The sequence below is a fragment of the Evansella sp. AB-P1 genome, assembly GCF_029688925.1.
Lineage (GTDB): Bacteria > Bacillota > Bacilli > Bacillales > Salisediminibacteriaceae > Evansella.
The window spans coordinates 86,761-107,609 of sequence record NZ_JARUKY010000005.1; the positions used below are offsets into that span (position 1 = coordinate 86,761).

General features: G+C 34.5%; 22 protein-coding genes and 1 pseudogene. 5 read left to right on the plus strand and 18 right to left on the minus strand.

Going from position 1 to position 20,849, the window contains the following annotated elements; all coding sequences use genetic code 11:
• Window positions 1-165 precede the first annotated feature (165 nt).
• Window positions 166-1,581, plus strand: a complete 1,416-nt coding sequence (gene pepV / locus QA612_RS06435; RefSeq protein ID WP_278282956.1) for a dipeptidase PepV — start codon at window positions 166-168, stop codon at window positions 1,579-1,581.
• A gap of 181 nt (window positions 1,582-1,762) precedes the next feature.
• On the plus strand, window positions 1,763-2,254 hold the full coding sequence (locus QA612_RS06440; RefSeq protein ID WP_278282957.1) for a hypothetical protein: 492 nt from the start codon (window positions 1,763-1,765) through the stop codon (window positions 2,252-2,254).
• A 70-nt stretch (window positions 2,255-2,324) separates the two neighbouring features.
• On the opposite strand, the gene QA612_RS06445 is transcribed toward QA612_RS06440, so the two are convergent.
• The 4 genes from QA612_RS06445 to QA612_RS06460 all read right to left on the minus strand — a co-directional run bounded on the left by QA612_RS06445 (window position 2,325) and on the right by QA612_RS06460 (window position 6,412).
• Entirely contained in the window at window positions 2,325-3,038 is a 714-nt protein-coding gene (locus QA612_RS06445; RefSeq protein ID WP_278282958.1) for a gamma-glutamyl-gamma-aminobutyrate hydrolase family protein, read from the minus strand.
• A gap of 181 nt (window positions 3,039-3,219) precedes the next feature.
• Window positions 3,220-4,503, minus strand: coding sequence for an MFS transporter (locus tag QA612_RS06450; RefSeq protein ID WP_278282959.1), 1,284 nt, complete (start codon window positions 4,501-4,503; stop codon window positions 3,220-3,222).
• A 25-nt stretch (window positions 4,504-4,528) separates the two neighbouring features.
• Window positions 4,529-5,272 (minus strand): glycerophosphodiester phosphodiesterase, encoded by a 744-nt coding sequence (locus tag QA612_RS06455; RefSeq protein WP_278282960.1) that lies wholly within the window; start codon window positions 5,270-5,272, stop codon window positions 4,529-4,531.
• Between the two features lie 252 nt (window positions 5,273-5,524).
• Window positions 5,525-6,412: a fumarylacetoacetate hydrolase family protein gene (locus QA612_RS06460; protein ID WP_278282961.1), complete on the minus strand. Its 888-nt coding sequence runs from the start codon at window positions 6,410-6,412 to the stop codon at window positions 5,525-5,527.
• Window positions 6,413-6,643: 231 nt separating this feature from the next.
• On the opposite strand from QA612_RS06460, the gene QA612_RS06465 reads away from it, so the two are divergent.
• Window positions 6,644-6,949, plus strand: coding sequence for a hypothetical protein (locus tag QA612_RS06465; RefSeq protein WP_278282962.1), 306 nt, complete (start codon window positions 6,644-6,646; stop codon window positions 6,947-6,949).
• Window positions 6,939-7,340: a hypothetical protein gene (locus QA612_RS06470; protein WP_278282963.1), complete on the plus strand. Its 402-nt coding sequence runs from the start codon at window positions 6,939-6,941 to the stop codon at window positions 7,338-7,340. The genes QA612_RS06465 and QA612_RS06470 overlap by 11 nt, the downstream gene beginning before the upstream one ends.
• 176 nt (window positions 7,341-7,516) lie before the next feature.
• Here QA612_RS06470 and QA612_RS06475 read toward each other — a convergent pair whose 3' ends face one another.
• The 8 genes from QA612_RS06475 to QA612_RS06510 all read right to left on the minus strand — a co-directional run bounded on the left by QA612_RS06475 (window position 7,517) and on the right by QA612_RS06510 (window position 14,812).
• The gene (locus QA612_RS06475) at window positions 7,517-8,782 is read right to left on the minus strand and encodes a TRAP transporter large permease (RefSeq protein ID WP_278282964.1); all 1,266 of its coding nucleotides are present in this window, start codon (window positions 8,780-8,782) and stop codon (window positions 7,517-7,519) included.
• 2 nt (window positions 8,783-8,784) lie between these two features.
• Window positions 8,785-9,288 carry a TRAP transporter small permease gene (locus QA612_RS06480; protein ID WP_278282965.1) on the minus strand — a complete coding sequence of 168 codons (504 nt, stop codon included), beginning with the start codon at window positions 9,286-9,288 and terminating at the stop codon, window positions 8,785-8,787.
• 68 nt (window positions 9,289-9,356) lie between these two features.
• On the minus strand, window positions 9,357-10,430 hold the full coding sequence (locus QA612_RS06485) for a TRAP transporter substrate-binding protein (RefSeq protein ID WP_278282966.1): 1,074 nt from the start codon (window positions 10,428-10,430) through the stop codon (window positions 9,357-9,359).
• Between the two features lie 398 nt (window positions 10,431-10,828).
• Window positions 10,829-11,647 carry an AraC family transcriptional regulator gene (locus QA612_RS06490; RefSeq protein WP_278282967.1) on the minus strand — a complete coding sequence of 273 codons (819 nt, stop codon included), beginning with the start codon at window positions 11,645-11,647 and terminating at the stop codon, window positions 10,829-10,831.
• Between the two features lie 109 nt (window positions 11,648-11,756).
• Entirely contained in the window at window positions 11,757-12,656 is a 900-nt protein-coding gene (locus QA612_RS06495; RefSeq protein WP_278282968.1) for a DMT family transporter, read from the minus strand.
• Window positions 12,653-12,787, minus strand: coding sequence for a hypothetical protein (locus QA612_RS06500; protein WP_278282969.1), 135 nt, complete (start codon window positions 12,785-12,787; stop codon window positions 12,653-12,655). The genes QA612_RS06495 and QA612_RS06500 overlap by 4 nt, the downstream gene beginning before the upstream one ends.
• 141 nt (window positions 12,788-12,928) lie before the next feature.
• Window positions 12,929-14,077, minus strand: coding sequence for a galactonate dehydratase (gene dgoD, locus QA612_RS06505; RefSeq protein WP_278282970.1), 1,149 nt, complete (start codon window positions 14,075-14,077; stop codon window positions 12,929-12,931).
• A gap of 87 nt (window positions 14,078-14,164) precedes the next feature.
• Window positions 14,165-14,812, minus strand: a complete 648-nt coding sequence (locus QA612_RS06510) for a bifunctional 4-hydroxy-2-oxoglutarate aldolase/2-dehydro-3-deoxy-phosphogluconate aldolase (RefSeq protein WP_347568860.1) — start codon at window positions 14,810-14,812, stop codon at window positions 14,165-14,167.
• Between the two features lie 476 nt (window positions 14,813-15,288).
• On the opposite strand from QA612_RS06510, the gene QA612_RS06515 reads away from it, so the two are divergent.
• The gene (locus tag QA612_RS06515) at window positions 15,289-15,744 is read left to right on the plus strand and encodes a hypothetical protein (RefSeq protein ID WP_278282971.1); all 456 of its coding nucleotides are present in this window, start codon (window positions 15,289-15,291) and stop codon (window positions 15,742-15,744) included.
• 75 nt (window positions 15,745-15,819) lie between these two features.
• Here QA612_RS06515 and QA612_RS06520 read toward each other — a convergent pair whose 3' ends face one another.
• The 6 genes and pseudogenes from QA612_RS06520 to QA612_RS06545 all read right to left on the minus strand — a co-directional run bounded on the left by QA612_RS06520 (window position 15,820) and on the right by QA612_RS06545 (window position 20,790).
• Window positions 15,820-17,175, minus strand: a complete 1,356-nt coding sequence (locus QA612_RS06520; RefSeq protein WP_278282972.1) for a DUF4179 domain-containing protein — start codon at window positions 17,173-17,175, stop codon at window positions 15,820-15,822.
• Window positions 17,150-17,692, minus strand: a complete 543-nt coding sequence (locus QA612_RS06525; RefSeq protein ID WP_278282973.1) for a sigma-70 family RNA polymerase sigma factor — start codon at window positions 17,690-17,692, stop codon at window positions 17,150-17,152. The genes QA612_RS06520 and QA612_RS06525 overlap by 26 nt, the downstream gene beginning before the upstream one ends.
• Window positions 17,693-17,937: 245 nt before the next feature.
• Window positions 17,938-18,799 (minus strand): annotated as a pseudogene (locus QA612_RS06530) (AraC family transcriptional regulator).
• A 143-nt stretch (window positions 18,800-18,942) separates the two neighbouring features.
• Window positions 18,943-19,179 (minus strand): hypothetical protein, encoded by a 237-nt coding sequence (locus QA612_RS06535; protein WP_278282974.1) that lies wholly within the window; start codon window positions 19,177-19,179, stop codon window positions 18,943-18,945.
• Window positions 19,180-19,261: 82 nt separating this feature from the next.
• A complete protein-coding gene (locus QA612_RS06540) occupies window positions 19,262-19,522 on the minus strand; it encodes a DUF3006 domain-containing protein (protein WP_278282975.1) in 261 nt (86 codons plus the stop codon).
• An 11-nt stretch (window positions 19,523-19,533) separates the two neighbouring features.
• Window positions 19,534-20,790 carry an MBL fold metallo-hydrolase gene (locus QA612_RS06545; protein ID WP_278282976.1) on the minus strand — a complete coding sequence of 419 codons (1,257 nt, stop codon included), beginning with the start codon at window positions 20,788-20,790 and terminating at the stop codon, window positions 19,534-19,536.
• Between the last annotated feature and the right edge of the window lie 59 nt (window positions 20,791-20,849).

Here is a 20,849-nt window from a genome sequence, read left to right on the forward strand (position 1 = left end):
GATTTATTCTACTGCTATTGCTTTTGTTAACCATTTGCAAATGGTTAACAGATTTAAACTATTACTTTTCATTATTCACGCTTTTCATAATTATATAAGATTTTGCTATAATGACCTTATTCATTAATTATCGTATATAAATGATTGAGTTAGGGGTTGAAACTATTGAATTTTTACGAAGAGGTTTTAAAAAGAAAAGATGATTTACTATCAGATTTGGTAAACCTACTGAAAATTGAAAGTACAAAGGATTTAGATGGTGCGACTAAAGAAATGCCGATGGGTGAAAATATTGCACAGGCATTAAGTTTTATGATCAAGCTTTCCAATCAGGAAGGATTTAAGACGAAAAACAACGAAGGCTTTTATGGAGTGGCGGAATATGTAAATAGTTTATCTGAGGAGCATATCGCTATTCTTTGCCATATTGATGTTGTTCCTGCAACAGGACAATGGACATCACCTCCCTTTGAACCTGAAATACGGAATGGAAGGTTATATGCAAGAGGAGCAATCGATGATAAAGGTCCAACAATGGCAGCCTTTTATGCAATGAAGCTACTAAAAGAACTTCAATTACCATTGAAACGAAATGTACGAATTATTTTTGGGACAGATGAAGAAAGTGGAATGAGCTGTTTAAAAAAATATAGCGAGATAGAAAATCATCCAATAGCAGGGTTTGCACCTGATGCTACCTTCCCCATTATTCATGCAGAGAAAGGGCAAATTCATGCAAAGTGTATGTTTGATGGAGAAGAAAGCTGGGAAATTGGTCATTCTGAAAAGAACCTTACATTGCTATCGTTCAATGCTGGAGAAAGGGCAAACATGGTACCTGAAACAGCAACAGCAATCTTAACCGGAAATAATCATACAATTGTAAATAAGTTTAATACATATATTGAAAATAACAAGCTTAAAGGACATGTTACAACAGAAAAGGAAAAGTTAACCCTTCATTTAAAAGGAGTCGCTGCCCATAGTATGGTTCCCTTTAAGGGTATCAATGCAGCATTAGCATTAGCTCATTTTCTTTGTACTTTACCTTTAGATGAAAAAGGGAATGCTTTCCTATCCTTTATTGATCAACTTTTTTATGAAGATTATTATGGTAATAAATTAAAAATAAATCATACAGATGAAATTACTGGTCCACTGACAGTTAATCCTGCTATTTTTAATTATGAAAAAGGAGATGGATACGTTCATCTCAACATTCGTTACCCAGTTACGGCTAAATTTGAAAGCATCAAAGAGAACTTAAACCACACTCTTAATAATTATGACTTTTTTCTAGGAGAGATACGAAATAAGAATCCACACCATGTAGACAAAGAACGTCCAATGATAAAAGCACTTCAACAGGCATATGAAGAAGAAACAAAGGAGGAGCCTACTCTTCTCTCAAGTGGGGGAAACACGTATGCTAGCCTCCTCCCCAATTGTGTAGCTTTTGGTGCTGTATTTCCTGGAAAAGAAATGACTGCTCATCAAAAGGATGAATACATTGAAGTGGAAGACTTACTAAAAGCCACATCCATTTACATGAAAGCTATATACTACTTAGCAAATATTTAAGGAAAATTATCTTTACCCTAGAATAGAATCCGATTTTTCTATTGAGTAAGGTAAATAAATTAATGATATATCCTCAAAAACAAAATGTTTAATATTTAATAATTCAGATTTTTTAACCAGGTTTTTAAAAACACCCTTTACACTTATTACTGGTTGGAAAATTAATTAAGGAGGAGATTTTTTGAAGAAAGGATTATTTATTTTCGTTTTAGCTGGTCTGATGCTTATGTCGCTGTTGATTGCTCCAATTGTTGGTGCAAAACCACATCACACAGAATTTGGTAAAGAATTAACGGAAATAAGACAAGCAACGGTTAAATATCGAGACATCAATAAAGCATTGGAAGATGGCTATGTATTTCCTGATTATTGCGTAGATCAAATGGGTTACCATTTAGTAAATAATGATCTCGCTGAGAACGGTGAAATTGATATGCTTCAACCAGAAATACTGATTTATGAACCTATGAAAAATGGGAAGTATCGTTTAGTGGCAGTGGAATGGTTAGCACCACATGCAGTATTTGATGAGACTCCAGCATTATTTGGGCGAACCTTTGATAAAGGTGTTCCATACCCTGATGTTGACACACTGCACGCATGGATTTGGCAAGCAAACCCTAACGGCATGTTCTCAGGTTCGAATCCAAATATTAGCTGTCAATACGAATAGTTTTTTACACTATAAGTTTCTTGGATGTACAAAAATCCTTTTGTACATCCTTTTTATTATCAGATTTAAATTACTCGTTATTACACCCATCAACAAAAGCCTTAAAGAGCCTCGAACTACTCTCTTCTTTATAATCAAACTCTGGATGCCATTGTACGGCTAATACAAATTTTTTATTAGGCATGTATACCCCTTCAATTAAATCGTCTTCTGCTTTTGCCATAGGAGTTAAATCCTTTGATAATGCTTTAATACCTTGGTGATGATAGCTATTCACATATAAGGAATCTTTTTGTAGGATTTCGTATAACGGACTCTCTTTATCTATGAATACACAATGTGCAGGGTGATCATACGGAGGCTTTTGTTTATGATTAACTTGTATGTTTGTTTGATATTGCGTTGGAATATCTTGATAAAGGGTTCCCCCAAGTAAAGCGTTAAACAATTGAATCCCCCGACAAATGCCAAAGGCAGGTTTATCCATTTCAACAACCATTTGAAAAAGCAATTCTTCCATTCTATCTCGTTCCCCACAAATATCACCACAAAATAACTCTTCCCTTTCTCCATACATTAGTGGATCCACATCATGTCCACCAGTGAAAAGGAATCCGGCAAAGGAATGAACGATAGATTCTATTATTTCAACATCCATCGTTAACGGTAACATCACTGGAATACCTCCTGCCAATTCTATCCCTTTCATATATCCTGGAAGCATCCAATAGCTTTCTTTTTCTTCATCGTATAGTGGCAATACACCGATCATTGGTTTGTTCATTTTGTATACTCCTTTCAGTCAAAGACCTATTCTAGAACTGTTAAATTTAAATGAAGCCATTGCCTATGGGACGTTGTGGCAATGGCTCTTTCATTTTTTTCAATGGCAAAAGCTTTCTATGGAATTACTTTCTGTATAAATATGATCTTTTTAACTAATGATTAAATACAGCTTATAATCTTTAGGAGACAATTTTTAAGTCATTTTCCCTATTCTTTATGATAATACTTCCTTTTCTTAAGAAATAGAAAGCAATGAAGAAACTAGCTGCAGCCCCGTAAAACAAGCTTGGATGACTAAACACATCCATTAATAACCCTAAAAACCCAGGTGCAACAATGGAGGAAGCCATGGAAAATAAATAATATAAGCCTGTAAAAAAGCCAATTTTATTTTTTCCACCTAAATCAGCAACTAGTGGGTACGCTTGAACATTAATTAACGCCCATGCAATTCCTCCAGTAAAAAGAACAATTTGCAATAAAAGGACTTGATTAATCCCAGGAACAATAGAACTTAGTAATGGTAGAGACGGAATACTTATAAAAATAAGTGGTAAAAGGATTAAACCGATAAGCATAATCGGTGACTTTCCTTTTTTACTCCCTAATAGTCCAGCTGGAATGGCAAAAATCACGAAGGCTAAACTAAAAAAGCCAAGGGTAAAACCAGCAGTGCTTTCTTCCATCTGTAAGTATTCAACGGCGTATACAGTAAATTGAGCCTCCACCCCAGAATAGCCGATAAAATAAAGAAATATTGCAAGAAGAATAAATAAGTGTCCTCTAAACTCTGGTTTCTTTAGCTTGTGTAGACCTTTTAAAAATGAGTTCGATGCTTGGACTTCTTCAAGTTCCTCATTTGTACTATCTACAAATGGTGGTCTTCTGTCTACAGTGAAGTAAAGAACTAAGAAAGAAAAGAAGAGGAGTAATCCTGCAACAATAAATGGATAGGAACGATCTATACCATACAATAAGGAAAGTCCAAATAAGGCAATAATTGCTCCAACACCACCCATTAAATTAATAATTCCATTTGCAGTGGAACGTTTCTCTATAGGTGTATGATCTGGCATTAATGCAATAACTGGTGCACGATAGATGGTCATTGCTAATAAGAAAATGATATCTACTACTAATAAAACCCATAATGTTACTGCAGCAGAGTATGGTAATAAGATAAAGAAAAGAGCTGCTACTGGCATTCCAACAACAATGAATGGAAGCCTGTTTCCAATTCTTGTTTCAATACGATCAGACCAAGAGCCAATTACTGGAATAAGTAGTACGGCAAGTAAATTGTCAAGACCCATAATAGCTCCACGTATTGCCCTACTTTCGATATAATCTCCAAGTATAAGTGGCATGTAAGCATTATAGAACGTCCACACAAGCATTAAAGCAAAGAATCCACTACCAATAGCAAAAATTTTGCCATACGAAAAACCATTCCCCTGATTCACGTAAACTCCTCCACCCTAGAGTTCTTTATTCAATTACAAGCGTATCTCTTATAATACTTGCTTTTTCAGGCCAATCAGTAATAATTCCCGGGCAACCTCCTTTTATTAACGTATATATATGCTTATCTTCATTTACTGTAAAAGGTCGAACTGCCATTCCTTTCTCATATGCCCCAACTAAAAGTTCTGGTACTGCTACTGGTAAAAAGCAATGTAAACTACTTGCTCCAATACTTTCCGCATAGTTCCATGGTTCATAGAGACCTTCCATAAATAAAATTGCTGTCTCTATCGTAGGATCGATTCGGTGTACTTCTACTAAACTATAATGATTAAAGGAAGAAATAATTGTTCGATCCTTCAATTTGTACTTAGAAATTAAATCAAGGACAATCTTCTCCATTCCAGGGTAACGTACAACACCATTTTTCAATTCCAAATTAAGAAGTAAAGAATTATCAGATGCCCAATCTAATAGCTCCACTAATGTTGGTATCGTTGACTGTTTGAATTCTGAAGAATACCAACTTCCTGCGTCTAATGTTTTCAGTTCATCATATGTAAAATCCTTAATCCATCCTTCACTATTCGTTGTTCTATCTACTGTTTCATCATGTATAACGACAGGAATTTGATCCTTCGTTAACTGAACATCAAACTCAATTCCATCTGCTCCAACTTGCAGCGCCGCTTCAAAAGCCTCCATCGTATTTTCCGGATGTGTCCCTGCAGAACCTCTGTGTGCAAAAATTTGTGTTTTTACATTCAACGTAGTTCACCTCATTATTAGTAAATTTCTAGTCTACTGTTTATATACTATTTTCATGTGGTAAATACCTTTAACTATTATCTTTTTTACAAAACATTTACATAAAGTAGATTCCAATAAGAGTTTTGTACTATTGCTAAAAAAAAATCAAGTTACCATAGTCAATAGATTGACCTAATAGATAACTTGACCTTTCATATTCGGATAGGACATATTCTACAAGAGTACTGATGAGCCTTGTCGAATTTCGTTTTATTTCATAATATTTTTTAACTGACCTAGCTTTTCTATTTCAATAATAACTTCGTCTCCACTTTTGAGCCACTCTCGTTGATTCTCTGGGTAGCCAAGAATAACTCCCTCTGGTGTACCCGTTAAAATAACGTCCCCTGGGTTTAATGTCATATAATTCGAAATATAGCTAACAATTTCCTTACAGTTAAAAATCATGTCCTCCGTATTGGAATCCTGCTTTACTACACCATTTACTAGCGTTTTGATTTGTAGCTTATTTGGATCACCAACCTCATCTGATGTGACAACATAAGGACCAATAGGACTAAAATCATCACAGCACTTTCCTAATAACCACTGATTCGTTCTAAATTGAAGATCTCTTGCAGACAAATCATTAGCATTGCTATATCCAACTACATAATCAAGAGCTTCTTCTTCTGTTACCTTCTTTGCTGTTTTACCAATGATGATAGCTAATTCACATTCATAATCTACTTGATCAGAATTGGTAGGAAGAGTAACTTCCTTGTCATGACCAATGAGTGTGTTATTGAATTTATTAAAAAGTATTGGATATTCTGGTATTGGCATGTTCGATTCTTCTGCATGCTTTTTGTAATTCAGACCAACACAAATTATTTTACTTGGATTATGTACAGCAGGGCCAAAGGAGATGTCCTCCTCTTTTAAAAATGAATAGCCAGATTCATTCGTAATTTGGTTAACATAATTATTAAGATTTTCAAGAGCAGATTTTCCTTTTACGAATAAATCATCCATGCTCTTTGGAATCTCTACCTGTACTGGAATTGCTTTTAAGCATTCTTGCACATCAATAATTCCATAAGATGTTTTTACTCCAAGTCTATTTTCATTTTCTTTTTGAATGTTTACTAGTTTCATTAGAATCCCCTTTCATTCTTTCCTTTCATTATGACACTATTCAAATTTTCTGACTACTATTTCATGCTGTTAATGGATCATTTCTAAAAGAATAATGCTTCCCGTACTTATTAATATACCTATCCAACACCAACACTTTTATCATTTATATTTTATATTGTTTAACCTTTACATAATGAAAGAAGCTTGATAGAATCGTAACACATTTGTTAATTAGGGAGAGTGGCAATCATGAAACGATATGCATTTTACTATTACGGTAAAACGGAATCCTTACTGGACTATTATTTTATAACCTTGCATTTTTTTGCTATGAAAGAGCTACATTTAGAGTTAAACACATGTGTTTTATACAGTGATACGGACGATTTCTATACTGGAGGGATGCAATTAGTTAACAATATACATAACTTTGATTGTCTTGTTGTACCAAGTTTAAAGCATTTTAGAGATTACGACGAAATATGTATAGCATTAAGTGATAATGGTATTGAAATCATTGAAGCTTTAAAGGAGGATACGAGTTTTGAGTACTAATATTTATTTAGGAAAATTCGATTATACGATTAACAGAATCATTGTCATGCTTATTGCCATGTGTTTTTTATTTTTATTTCTCGTATTAGAACGACTTGATGTTTATATTTCTTGGGAAATGGCACTAGCACCTGCTTTTATTGCATTCCTTTTATATATAAATCTATTAGTCAATGAAAAAACGTCATATGTTGAAATTCACTTAGAACGAAACAAACTGACATACTGTAAATCATATATATTTGGCTTGTTTCATTTAAAGAAAACATTAACCTTTTCCGGAACAAAACTTATAAATAACATTCGTTATAGTAAAAACAAAAGATTTTTTACAATTGATACTATAAACAATATAGTCGGAGCAAAAGTATTTTTTGAGGACAAAGGATAACTTGAATCAAATTATTTTATATAATTTTTATCCACTCTAAAGTTGTTACTTATTACAAGCTTTTAATTCACACTAAAAAGCTTGAGAATTAGCCCTCAAGCTTCGATATACCAAAGTATTTATTTCATCCCCTTCTTTTCATCATAAGGCATAACGCTTATTTAAACTTCACTTGATTATCCACTTAAAGAAGGTAAAAAAGTAGATAGCTGAGGTACGAATGTAATAACTAAAAGGGTAATGAGGAGAACGAAAATAAACGGAAATACTCCTTTCGTCACTTCACTCAAAGGTAAATCACTAATACCCGATGCTACAAAAAGATTTAAACCAAATGGTGGAGTTAGCATACCAATAGCTAAGTTCACAATCATTATAATTCCAAAATGAACAGGATCAATGCCCATTTCGATGGCCACTGGTAGGAACAAAGGAACTAGTATGAGAACTGCTGCACTTGGATCCATAAACATCCCAACTATTAGAAGGATCACAGTTATAGCAAGTAAGACTAGTACTGGTGTTGTTGCATACTCTAAAACGACAGATGCTACACGAGTTGGAATTTGTTCATAAGTTAAATACCAACTAAATACTTTTGCAGATGCGATTACAAGCATTACCATCGAAGCAATAACTACAGAACGCTTGGCACATGTAAACAATGCTTTTATAGATAGCTCTCGATATACGACCATACTAATAAATAAGCTATATATAATTGCTACTGCAGCCGCTTCTGTAGGTGTAAAAATACCTCGATATATTCCACCTAATACGATCACTGGCATAATAATACCCCATATAGCGTCCTTTGTAGAAATCCATACTTCTGACCAGCTTGCTCGTTGATCTGGTTGATGCCCTTCTTTTTTTGCAATAAAATAGCTCACAAGAATTAATACAAAGCCAATTAATAAGCCAGGAATAATACCTGCAATAAATAAATCACTTACTGAAACTTCTGCAATAACCCCATATACGAGCAACGTTATACTTGGAGGAATAATAATACCTAAGGAACCTGCTGCACACATGAGTCCAACGGAAAACCTTGGACTGTACTTGGCTTCTTTAAGTGACGGGATCATAATTCCACCGATTGCTGCTACAGTTGCTGGACTAGATCCGGATAATGCTGCAAAAAACATGGAAGATAGTACTCCCGCTATTGGTAGACCCCCTGTGGTCCAGCCTATCCACTTCTTTGCCATATTAATCAATCGTCTTGACATTCCACCTGAGAGCATTAAATCCCCTGCAAAAATAAAGAACGGTATGGCCATTAAAGTAAAGGAATCAATACCTGAAAACATGGTTTGTGCTGCTACAGCTAAATTTATATCAGCTAAATACATAGCAATAATACTCGTTAATCCAAGGGCTATTGCTATAGGGGTACCTATTAAAAGGAGAATAACAAATACGAAAATGATAATCATATTTATTTGGATCCTCCTTTCTCAACATGTGGTTTGCCCAATTCTTTCAAATTATAAAAAATAGCTTGAGCAAAACGAATAAACATTAAGGATGCTCCAACAGGAATTGCTAAATATGGTATATACATAGGAATACCTAATGCAGGAGTGATCGTTCCGTAATTCATGACATTTCCTATAGTGCCCCAGCTAGCATAAACAAGTAAGACACAAAAGATCATAGAAATAAAATACGCCACAATTCCAACAATCAATTTCCACTTTTGAGTTAATGCAACAATTAACAAGTCAACAGTTGCATGTGCCTTCTCTCTTACAGCAATACTACTTCCAATAAAAATAAACCATATGATTAGATATCTAGCCACCTCGTCTCCCCAATATAACGAAAAGTTAAATAAATAACGTAAAACTACTTGAATGAATACTAATAAGGATGTGAAGATAAGGAGAATTACTGCAATATATTCTTCTAAGTAATTAAACAAACGATTGATTGCTACCAAGTTAATTCCTCCTTACAAAAATAGTACAGTGAAATGGAGGCAGTGCGCCCCCATTTCACCTTCATTTATTAATTACCACGCATTTCCTCAATAATTTGTAGTAATCTATCGCTACCTTCAATTTCTGCAAACTCATCATATGCACCTATGGTAGCTTCTAAAAATGCTTCTCTATTTTCAGGAGTTAGTTCTGTTATTACAATATCTGTTTCGTTTTCTAAATAGTCCATGTATTCTTCTTCCTCTGCATTTGCAATTTCCCATTGCCATTCACTTACTTCCATGGCAACTTCATGCATAATTTCCTGCAAATCACCTGGTAAATTATTAAAAAACTCTTCGTTAATCAAAAGTACATAACCCATATACCCATGACCACTTAATGTCATGTGATCCTGCACCTCATAAAAGCTACGGCTCACAATATTGGAAAGTGGATTTTCCTGTCCATCTACTGTTTCATTTTGTAGTGCTGTGTATAATTCAGAAAAATCGATTGACACACCACCTGCATTCAATGCCTGAAACTGTGAAATAATAAGTGGACTTTGCGAAGCTCTCATCCTCAATCCATCCATATCTTCTGGCGTTTCTATTGCACGAACAGAATTCGTGAAATGCTTAAATCCACCATCCCAGTACCCTAACCCTAAAAGGCCTTGCTGTGTCAAGTAATTATTTAACTCTTCACCTAAGGCACCGTGCATTGCATCGTAGGCTTGGTCTTTATCTTCAAACAAAAATGGAAGGTCAAACACTTGGAATTGAGGTACGAAGGATGGTAAAACACCAGTAAACGGTGCATTCATATGAACTGTACCTGTCTGCATCTGCTCCGTAATTTCTCTGTCACTTCCAAGCTGTGAATCAGGATACACGTTTACTGTAATTCTTCCATCTGTTCTTTCTTCGATTAATTCAGCAAACCTTTCAGCCCCTTGACCTTTCGCAGTTGTTGGTCGAACTACATGCGCAAATACTATCTCATAAACTTCACCATCATCAACACTAGCTCCTGAATTTCCGTTTTGATTATCGTTATTACCGTTTACATTACTGTCCGCATCTTCACTACACCCAACAATAATAAATAATGAAGCAACAATTGACATGAACAAAAGAAACCCACTCTTTTTAACCAATCAAAACGCCCCCTTTAAATTTTTCACTTAAAATTGATCCCCCGTACACATTAGAGTCAAGCAACAGATGTAAGCGCTGTCACAACACCTTAAATAAGCCTCCTTTCAGCTTGAAATAAGATAACAACTTTTCTTACATAATATTCTGACTGTTCTGTAACATTTAGTCTTATGAATATGAGAAAAAAATTCTCAAATCTGGAACAGCAACTTTTCTAATAATATAGGGATTTATGGCGACAGGTGTAATTGGTTATGGAAAGAGTGTGGTTCAATTAAAAATAAATAAGTACTGTGAGTAGCTTATTAGTATAAAAAACATGGGATGGAACGTGTCTACATTTGTTCCTAGTAGATTATAATTTAATTAATTATAATCGTTTTGCTTTTTATGTGATTTAATGAACATAATTTGTAGTTCTAAATTTATGAGGAGACATTCCTACAGTGTTTTTAAAGGATCTATAGAATGTTGACAATGTTTCATATCCAACTTCAAAGCAAATAGAGACAATTTCTTTATCTGTATCTATTAATAACGATTTGGCACGATTAATTCTTACATGCTGTAGGTGCTGCATTGGGGTAACATTATAATATGATTTGAAGATATCGTTCATGTAACGTGTTGAAATACCAAATTTAGACGCTAAGGTTTCAGCATGAATATTCTCAAAATAGTGAGAGTTTATATATTCTTTAATTCGAGTAGAACGCATCTCGTTAGCATCGGAGAAATTGGTTCGTTTATTAATTCTTGCAAAGATTAATAGCATTTCCAATAAGAATAATGGCGATGCTAAATTTCTATATGGTTCCTTACTGTTGTTTTGCTCAAATAGTAGTTTTCTTAACAACTGTCTTAGTTCACTTGCTGAAAATGGATCGAGATCATAAAAAGTTGATTGAGCTTCAATATCTGAAAACAGCGTATCACTAAACTTCACCGCTAGCTTTTCCTTTGAGAAAGCAAGAACAAGTACAGTTAATTTTGCATGAGCTTCAATTGAATGTTGCGAATTGGGAACAAGTAAAACGGCTGTATCCTTTTTAAATTCATAAATAGATGAATCTACTGTAATTTTCCCACTGCCATCTAACGCATATAAGATTTGATAATCGTCGTGATAATGACCTGCAACATAATCTTCCTTTTTATGAATGTTCTCATATAGATGCACACCTTCATCAGGTATGGACAATTTTAAGTATTTCAAAGGGACACCTCCAGTTTTCAAATTCTCATTAGCTATTTCTACCATTATCATTTCTATTATACAATGAAAAAACTGGAAGTTCTATTATGTTATTATTTAATTTTTTTTCTCACAAAGAAGAAATAGATAGAATCACAATTCCTATAAAAATGAAGATTGCACTTATAATCGTAGTAGCTTTAATAGATTCTTGATCTTTCAGAAAAATATACGCTAGGATTACGGTAATAACCGGTTCAATGGCTACTATAGGAGCTGTGTATGATACTTGAGTATAAAAAGCTGAAATAAAAAAGGATAATACACCAAAGCAGGTGGCTACTCCAGCTAACAGATAAAAAATATTTAACTGCTTAAATTGTGTGGTAACAGTATCTTTCAGTCTTTTTTTCACTAGTAATGTAATATTGTATGCAATAAACGCAACATACCCACCAATTAGTGCTCCTAAAAATGGATCATGAATTTCCATCATACCAAGTTTCCGTATTGCAAAGCCTGTGCCAAAGGATACAGAAGCAAAGGTTGCCAAAAAAATTCCAACCCATGCATTATCTTTATAAGAAAAACCATTTTCCTTCCATTGTTCATAAGCAGTTAGAAATAAACCGAATAAAATAAAGGCAATTCCAAACCAGCTATACCAGCCTACTCTCTCTCCTAAAAAAAGTATCGCAATAAAGATTGTAATGACTGGATTCGTATTTTTTATGGCAGCAGCCCTAGAGGATCCAATTTTCCTAATTCCAGCAAAAAGGGTAGCCCTCCCCAAAAATGATGTACATATTCCTGCAATCATAAAAGCAATTACACCTGGAAGGGTAACGGTTATAGGTTCTGATCGAAAAAGTAGGATAAATAAATACAGAACCGTCAGGATAACTACATTTGTTAATATATTTATATAGACACCGTTATCCCCTTCACTCCGTTTCATCCCCTTTTGAATAAGAATGTAATTCGTAGCAAAACTTGTAGCACTTAATACTGCAAATAAGATACCGATCATACATTTATACCCATCTCACAATTTATTTCAACGTTAATATAATTAATAAAGACTTCTACGCAGGAAACATTGTTATGAAAAGGAACCATGACAAGAGACGATGATTCTGTTAATAGGATTTCCTTATTCATCATAAAACCTCCCTATAATAAATCTATGGTTCTATCCATTGTAAAAAATAAGGAGGTTGTTTCTCTTACACTTATCGGAAATTTGTTATTAAAATTGGAAATAATTTATTTTAACGACATTAGTGATAATGAGGTTTTGTCTTACCATTCTGCAACGGAACCATCCTTATGGCGCCAAATTGGATTTTTCCAACTATGCCCTATTTTTGCCATTTCTCGCACCTTATTTTCGTCTACTGTAATACCTAAGCCTGGACCTTCAGGAATTTTTACACTTCCATTTTCATATAAAAAAACTGATGGGTCTGTAATATAATCCAAAATATCGTTACCTTCATTATAATGAATTCCTAAGCTTTGCTCTTGAATAAACGCGTTATGGGCAGTAGCATCCACTTGGAGGCATGCTGCTAATGCAATAGGACCTAGCGGACAGTGAGGAGCTAATGCCACATCATATGCTTCTGCCATTGAGGCAATTTTTTTACATTCCGTTATACCGCCAGCATGAGATAGATCAGGTTGAATTATATCTACATATCCATCAGATAATATCTTTTTAAAATCCCACCTAGAATACATTCTTTCTCCTGTAGCAATAGGTATGTTCGTATGAGCTGCTATTTCTTTTAGTGCTTCGTTATTTTCAGGCAAAACTGGTTCTTCAATAAACATTGGTCGATAGCTTTCTAATTCTTTTGCAAGTATTTTTGCCATAGGCTTATGTACACGTCCGTGAAAATCAATCCCAATGCCCCCATAATCTCCAAGAGCCTCTCTAACAGCAGCTATCCTTGAAACAGCTTGATCTATTTTTTCATATGAGTCGATATATTGCAGTTCTTCCGTTGCATTCATTTTTACTGCAGTAAAGCCTGCCTCAACAGCCTCTTTTGCTGCATCACCAACATCACTTGGGCGATCTCCACCAATCCAAGAATAAACACGAATGCTATCCCTACATGCTCCTCCAAGAAGTTGATAAATAGGAGCATTATAATACTTCCCCTTAATATCCCAAAGTGCTTGATCAATACCAGCAATAGCACTCATAAGGATGGGACCTCCTCGATAAAAACCAGAACGATATAGCGTATTCCAATGATCTTCTATTCTCATAGGATCCTTCCCTATAAGGTAATCTGTTAGTTCCTCTACTGCTTCTTTTACTGTACTTGCCCGTCCTTCAATTACCGGTTCTCCCCATCCAACTATCCCTTCATCCGTTTCCATTTTTAAAAAACACCATCGCGGGGGAACAATAAAACATTCTATATTTGTAATTTTCATAATGACACCACCTAGTTTTTTTACTTATAAGTATTTTCAAAGGATAGATTTGAAAAATCATTCCATTCTCTTGCAATTCAGATCTTTTCACCTTCCTCCGGAGAATGTATTAACAATTTCTGAAAATTGTTTTGCACGAGACTTAATTTCTGAAAAATTCCCCTCTTGAATTAATGAATCATTAACAATAGATGAACCGATACCTAATGCAAAACTACCTGCTTCTAGAAGCTCCCGTGCATTTTGAAGGGTAACTCCTCCAACGGGTATAAAATTAATATGATGTAATAAACCTTTTAAATCTATTATATACTTGGATCCAACAGTTGATATAGGGAATACTTTGACGATGTCTATTCCATACTTACTAGCTTGTACTATCTCTGACGTAGTGAACACTCCAGGTATAGTAGAGACGTTATAAGAATTAGCAATATTTATCGTTGGCTCATGAAGATTTGGTGTTAATAAAAAGTTAGCACCTGCATCTATAGCTTTTATTGCCATGGTTTCATCCATAACGGTTCCAGCTCCGATAGTTAATTGAGGAAACTGTTTGGATAGTAGATTGATAGCATGAAAGGCATTAGGGGTATTCATCGTAATTTCTACTATGTATATCCCACCTTCCATCAATGCATTTACAGTCTTAATTATTTCATAATCGCTACATGATTGTAATCGAATGATTGAAATCAATTTTTCATCCTTTATATTTAAGAGGGACCCTTCGATAGTAAATCATTCCTTTCAAACTAAATAATATAATTGAGTCAATTTCATAATTCACAATTTCATATTAAAACACGAACATTTGTACATAAAGGTTAAATTTAGCTTATTCGTGAAGCATATACTCGTCGCTAGAGTCGCCGTCTTTCACTACAACCGAAAATAATGTTCATCTTTTTCAACAAATTTTTAATTATGAAATTCATTCAATTGTAGTTATTTTTAAAAAAATAGTAGTTTAATCATATTAATGATGATTAAATACTTCTCTATTACTATTTCACATCCTCCTTTTATATGAAATTTATATTGAAAAGCATCCTTGGAAATAAGTATCGGATCAGGAGTGAAAATACGGTGACTCCGATGAACCTCCCTTTAAGAATTAGCGCCACACCTGTACTGTTACGTTATATATAGAAAAAAATGTATTTTTAAAGTATTCTTAATACATGAATGTATTTTGGGAGGCAGGGTTGATGGATACGATGAAGAAAGTTAAAAAAACACGTTTATATGTAGGGATTGCATTAACTTTTTTTGGTTTAATAGGGATGTCTGCAGAAATAGAATCCATAAGTGAAGATGGTTTATCACAAGGGTTAATAGGAATCCTTTTTGTTGCCATTCCAATTATCGCCGTCGGTCTTTATCTGGTGTTAAAGCATTTTAAAGATGTAAAGAAAATCAAAAACGAATATTTAGAACGAACTGTACTTAGAATAGTAAAAGAGCATAATGGTATTATTACAGTGACGGACTTAGCAGCTGACAGTGATTTATCTATTACAGAGAGTGAAACTGTTTTAGAGGATTTTGCCATGAAGGGCTATGCTGTTCGTAAGCTTACTGATCAAGGAGCAACAGTATATGACTTTAAAACTGTGCTGTCTTCTGTCCAAAAAGAGCAAGCTAAGTCTATTTATGATTATTAAATTCTCTATGCAAAACGAGCTGCTTTTCTATCAAAAGACAGCTCGTTCTAAATTCTATGCTCGTATCTAACCTTACTATTTCAAACTAAATTTTTGTGTTAATTCAGGAAATACTTGATAGGTTGCATCAAACATAAATATTTCTTGTGACTTCAATTCCTCCAATTTCGGATACTTCACCTCAATAAAGTTGTCGTTAATTTTGTACGAAATTGCTTTAGTATGATCTTTACTTCCACGTTCTGCAATTCTTGGCATGACGGGTATGGAAGGATCCATAGTAATATGAACAATTGTATGCTCTTCTTCTTGAATAATAGCCAAAACCTCTACAGGTGATTCCGTTGATATAATGGCACCTTTTTCAAGAGGAACTGCTATTCTGTCCCAATTATACCCTATTCCTCCATCTGGAATAATAACCTCTCTTGCATTATAACTTGCAATATAAGGAGTGACACGATAAGTATAGGCATCCACCGATCTAGAAACTTTAACAGATTCTCCTAGAGTAAATGGAAATTCTTCTGGATGATATGGAGCTTCGTATTGATTACTCCCTCTTGAATACCAATCTTGTATAAACATTTCACCATCGTCACCAATAGCTATAACAGACATTTCATATGTGCTAAAACCTTCAAGTGGTTCCCCTTCTACAATTGTTGTTTTAGCTGTAAATTCAAGTAAAGTTGGTGATAATCTTTTTGTACCTATATAAAAGGAATTACCTATAGCATCTTCAACAGTAGTATAATCTCGATTTTCAATATATTCTTCTTCTTTTTCTAAATGAAACGAAAATCTCCAATTCCCATCTACACCATTAATATTATCAATTTCTATCGTTATTTCATCGTTCTCTTGTATATTTCTTGTTTGATCTAAAGTATATATTGTCTCGAACGTATAATCATGTTTTATACTATGGTGGCTATAGCTAAAATTACTTCTAGATATTCCATTGACGAATAATTCTCCATGCAAAGTTGGTTCGTACATATTGCTATTGCTATATAGATTCATATTTTGAGGCATATTTATCGTCATGGATAAAGCAAGCTCACTATTATCAAGATAACCTTCTTCAATCGTAACTTTTATATTTTTATCTAATGCTACAAGAGATAAATTAGTCTGTCGATCTTCTTCTACCATTCTTTGAAGACCAGCGTGTCCTTGTGCATACAAGATACTTTCTTGTTCTTGTTTATCCGCTGCACCAAGGAAATGCGTTGTCAATAACAGTGATCCCAATGCTAAAACTAACATGGAAGCTACACTTGCCCATAGTTTTTGCTTTTTATGAAACCGTACATTTTTTTGACTTTTTGCTGTTTCTATTGCTTGATTTACTGTATTATTAAGTCTATTTGTAGGAACTGAGACATTATCTATCAGATTCTTAACATCTCCCTGAAACTTCTTCATAATATTCGCCCCCTTCATTCCCCAATTTTTTTTTCACTTCACTTAATGTTCGATGTAATTGAGACTTAATAGTCCCCTCTCGTTTTTCTAAAATGTTCGCTATCTCTGGTACTGTATATCCAGAATAAAACCTTAAGATTAATAGTGTCTTTTGTTCAGGTTTTAACTCATTAAAGATCTTTTCTAAGTCCATTTTTACAATTGTTTTATTTTCCTCGTTCCTTCCCGTATCAAACCATTCTGATTCTAGCGAAATAACATCCTTTGATTTTCTTAAAAAATCTATTGATGAATTAATGACAATACGCGTCATCCAAGTTGAAAAGTAATTTTTTTCATTTAATTTATGGTACGATTTATATCCTTTTATTACAGCATCCTGAACAATATCAAGAGCATCTTGTTCGTTTTTCACATATGAATAAGCTATCTTATAGAGCTTTGCTTGTTCAGCTTTGATCAGTTCTTCAAAATTATGCTCTTCAGATAGTTTAAAAAAAGATCTTATCTTAGACATAATGAGCCTCCTTCCTTTTATAAAAGACTATTTAGAATTCTAGAATTCTTATTTGCTACTTATTTTGTTCGAACCTACTTATTAGACATTGTAAAGCTATGTATCGTTCCATAAATTCTGCTTATCTTTTAAAGGTCAGTATTAATTTTTTTACCAATATAGCTTTACAGAGCAAAAAAAAGATCTTCAAAAGCATAAGCTTCTGAAGATCTTTCTCACAACTCTTTGCTTTATTTAATTATACATTACTTTAACGGAATCCATATTTCTGAATAATAATCGGAGCTTGTTGGATCACCTGCTGAGTATACTTCTAATTCTGGGGTACCGGCACATTCATAGTTATTGGATGGAAACCATTCAGCATAAATTTCTTTCCATGCTGTTTGCATCGCATCTGGCATGGGACCATGAACTTCAAAGATTCCCCACTTAGATTGTGGAATGTGCAGGGACTCTAATCCTTCAGGTAAATCTCCAATGTAATTGGTTCCTATCCAATAATCCATTTTACTTTGAGAGTCTCCTTTAGCAACACAAACACCAAGTGCACCTTTAATCATTCCGTTGTTTAATTTAAATAATAATTCATCTGTGCCATCCTCATGAACATCCTGCCACATTTTTGGTATTCCCTTTACATTCTCATCATTTTCACAAGAAAATTCTCTTTTAACACCTACGATTTGAAAGCTTTCTTTTTTCAACAATGCGGTATTTCATCGGCTCAGCCCCTTTTAAACTCACCTGTATTACAAGGCGGTTATAAGAATTTAGTTGACCTTTTTTCTTCCTTGCTTCAGTAGGAGTGATACCATGGTGCTTTCGAAATGCTTTGGAAAAGGATTCGGGCGTATCGTAGCCATATTTATAGGCAATATCAATTATTCTAGAAGCTGAATTAGATAATTCATATGCAGCTAACGTCAATCTTCTTCGTCGAACATACTCTGCAACTGACATGTCTGTTAACAAACTAAATATTCGTTGAAAGTGAAAGACAGATGAATTTCCTTCCTTAGCTATCCTTTTAATTGACAATTCATCGTCAATTAAATGTTCCTCCATATAATCAATAGCCTGTTGCAATGATTTGATCCATCCCATCTCCCAATCACTCCTTGAATATATCGTAACAACCAATTCCTTGTTTATCCTGTCATTTTATGCTCGGTGCTGACCAATTTCTTTTTTCAGGGTAGACCTCGATGCAAGTGAAGATTTGCACCATGTGGAATGAAAATCTCTTTCTAAGGTATATTCCCTTCCCGTATTTGTGATCTTCCATCGTTTGCGGGAACAATGACGGCTTCATTCATCCCGCATTTTTGTTTTTCCATCGTTTGCGGTAACAATAGAGTCTTCTTTCGTCCCGCATTTCTGATTTTCCACCATTTGCGGTAACAATAGAGTCTTCTTTCGTCCCGCATTTCTGATTTTCCACCATTTGCGGTAACAATGGAGTCTTCTTTCGTCCCGCATTTCACTTTCTCACTCTTTGTGAGAACTTTCCTATTTTCAGGGTAGACAACTTAATCGTGAAAACTAAAAAGTGAGGAAAAGATGTAACTATTTATTGTTTCTTTTAGAACGTTGTCGTAAGCGTTCCATTTTACTTTTAATTCTCTCTTCTCTGGTTATCGTATCATCTTGATCCACTTGGATGGAGTGTATAACGTCTCCATCCAAATCAATTTTCACCCATGTTCCTTCATTAGCATTTTCAGGTAATTGGGTTACAGGTAAGAGAAGTTCCTCTTCCATTTCCCCAACTAATAACACTGCATGTTCCCCATCAACAATACGATCAATTACAGCTTTTATCCTCATAAGCCATCCTCCTATTTTACACAGGCTAATCCTTCATTCTTAATGTCATTTAACCTACCATCACCGATTCCATTAATTCGAGTTAATCCGTTAATAGATTGAAAGGGTCTTAAACGAATTAATTCATCTGCTCTCGTTTCTCCAATATGAATGATTTCCATCAACTGATCCCTAGAAACATGATTAATATCTATACAACCATTAGATTGTGGGGCTTCCTCCTTTGAATCATTCTGTGCTGGTTCATTATTATCATCTTGTGATTGTTCGTCAATTACAATTGCTCCACTTTTTTCTGTATGTACAGAATAGGAGCTTCCATCCGTCCTTACTAAAACTCGGCCATGTACATCTGTACCATAAAGTGGAATTCCTAAATTGTTAATTCTTTCAACAACCTCAGAATGAGGATGACCATAGCTATTATCCTCACCAGCACTATATATTGTGATTTCTGGATTTACTGCATTAAGAAAGGCTTCCGTATTAGAAGTACTTGAACCGTGATGGCCTAGCTGAAATATTTCTGCTTTCAAGTGATGCCCTCCATCTATCATAGCTCTCTCCGTTTGATGCTCTGCGTCTCCTGTAAAAAGAAAGGATACGTCCCCAAAGGCAGCTCTAACTGAAATACTCCCTTCGTGAAAGTCGCCAGTTAATCTATCTGGATTCACTACTTCAATTTTGATGGAACCAAACGTATAAGACTCTCCAGCTCTCGGTTCATGATAATCTGCATCACTAGCTAAAATAGCATCAAGTACACGTTCGAAGGTTTGTGTAGTATGTTCATCTCCTGACATCCACACTTCTTTTACATCAAATGCTTGAATGACTTTATCCATTTGGCCAATATGGTCTGCATGTGGATGAGTACCAATGAGCAAATCAATGGTTGAAACATTTTGATTTTGTAAATATGGGACAACATCATTGCGGTCGTGCCTTCCTGCATCAATTAAAATTGTAAAATCTGGTCCCTTTAAAAGAGTAGCATCTCCTTGTCCAACATCCATAAAATGAACCTCTAGTTCACCACTTAAGTTAGGGGGATTCACTTCCTCCTCTATTTCGTTGTTACTATTATTAGCTTCTGTATCCTTCTCATCATTTTCTTCGGTATTTGTATTGCTGCTAGTCTCTTCTTCTACCAACTCATCTTCACTAACATTTAGTAGTTGATTACTTTCACCTTGACCACACCCTGATACTAGAAGAAAAAATGCGAATAAAATAACGAAATGACGCATTGTAAATCTCTGAAACATGTATACAACTCCTTCTATAAAAGCACATACTCAGTCATGTGTAGACCTCCATGCAAGTG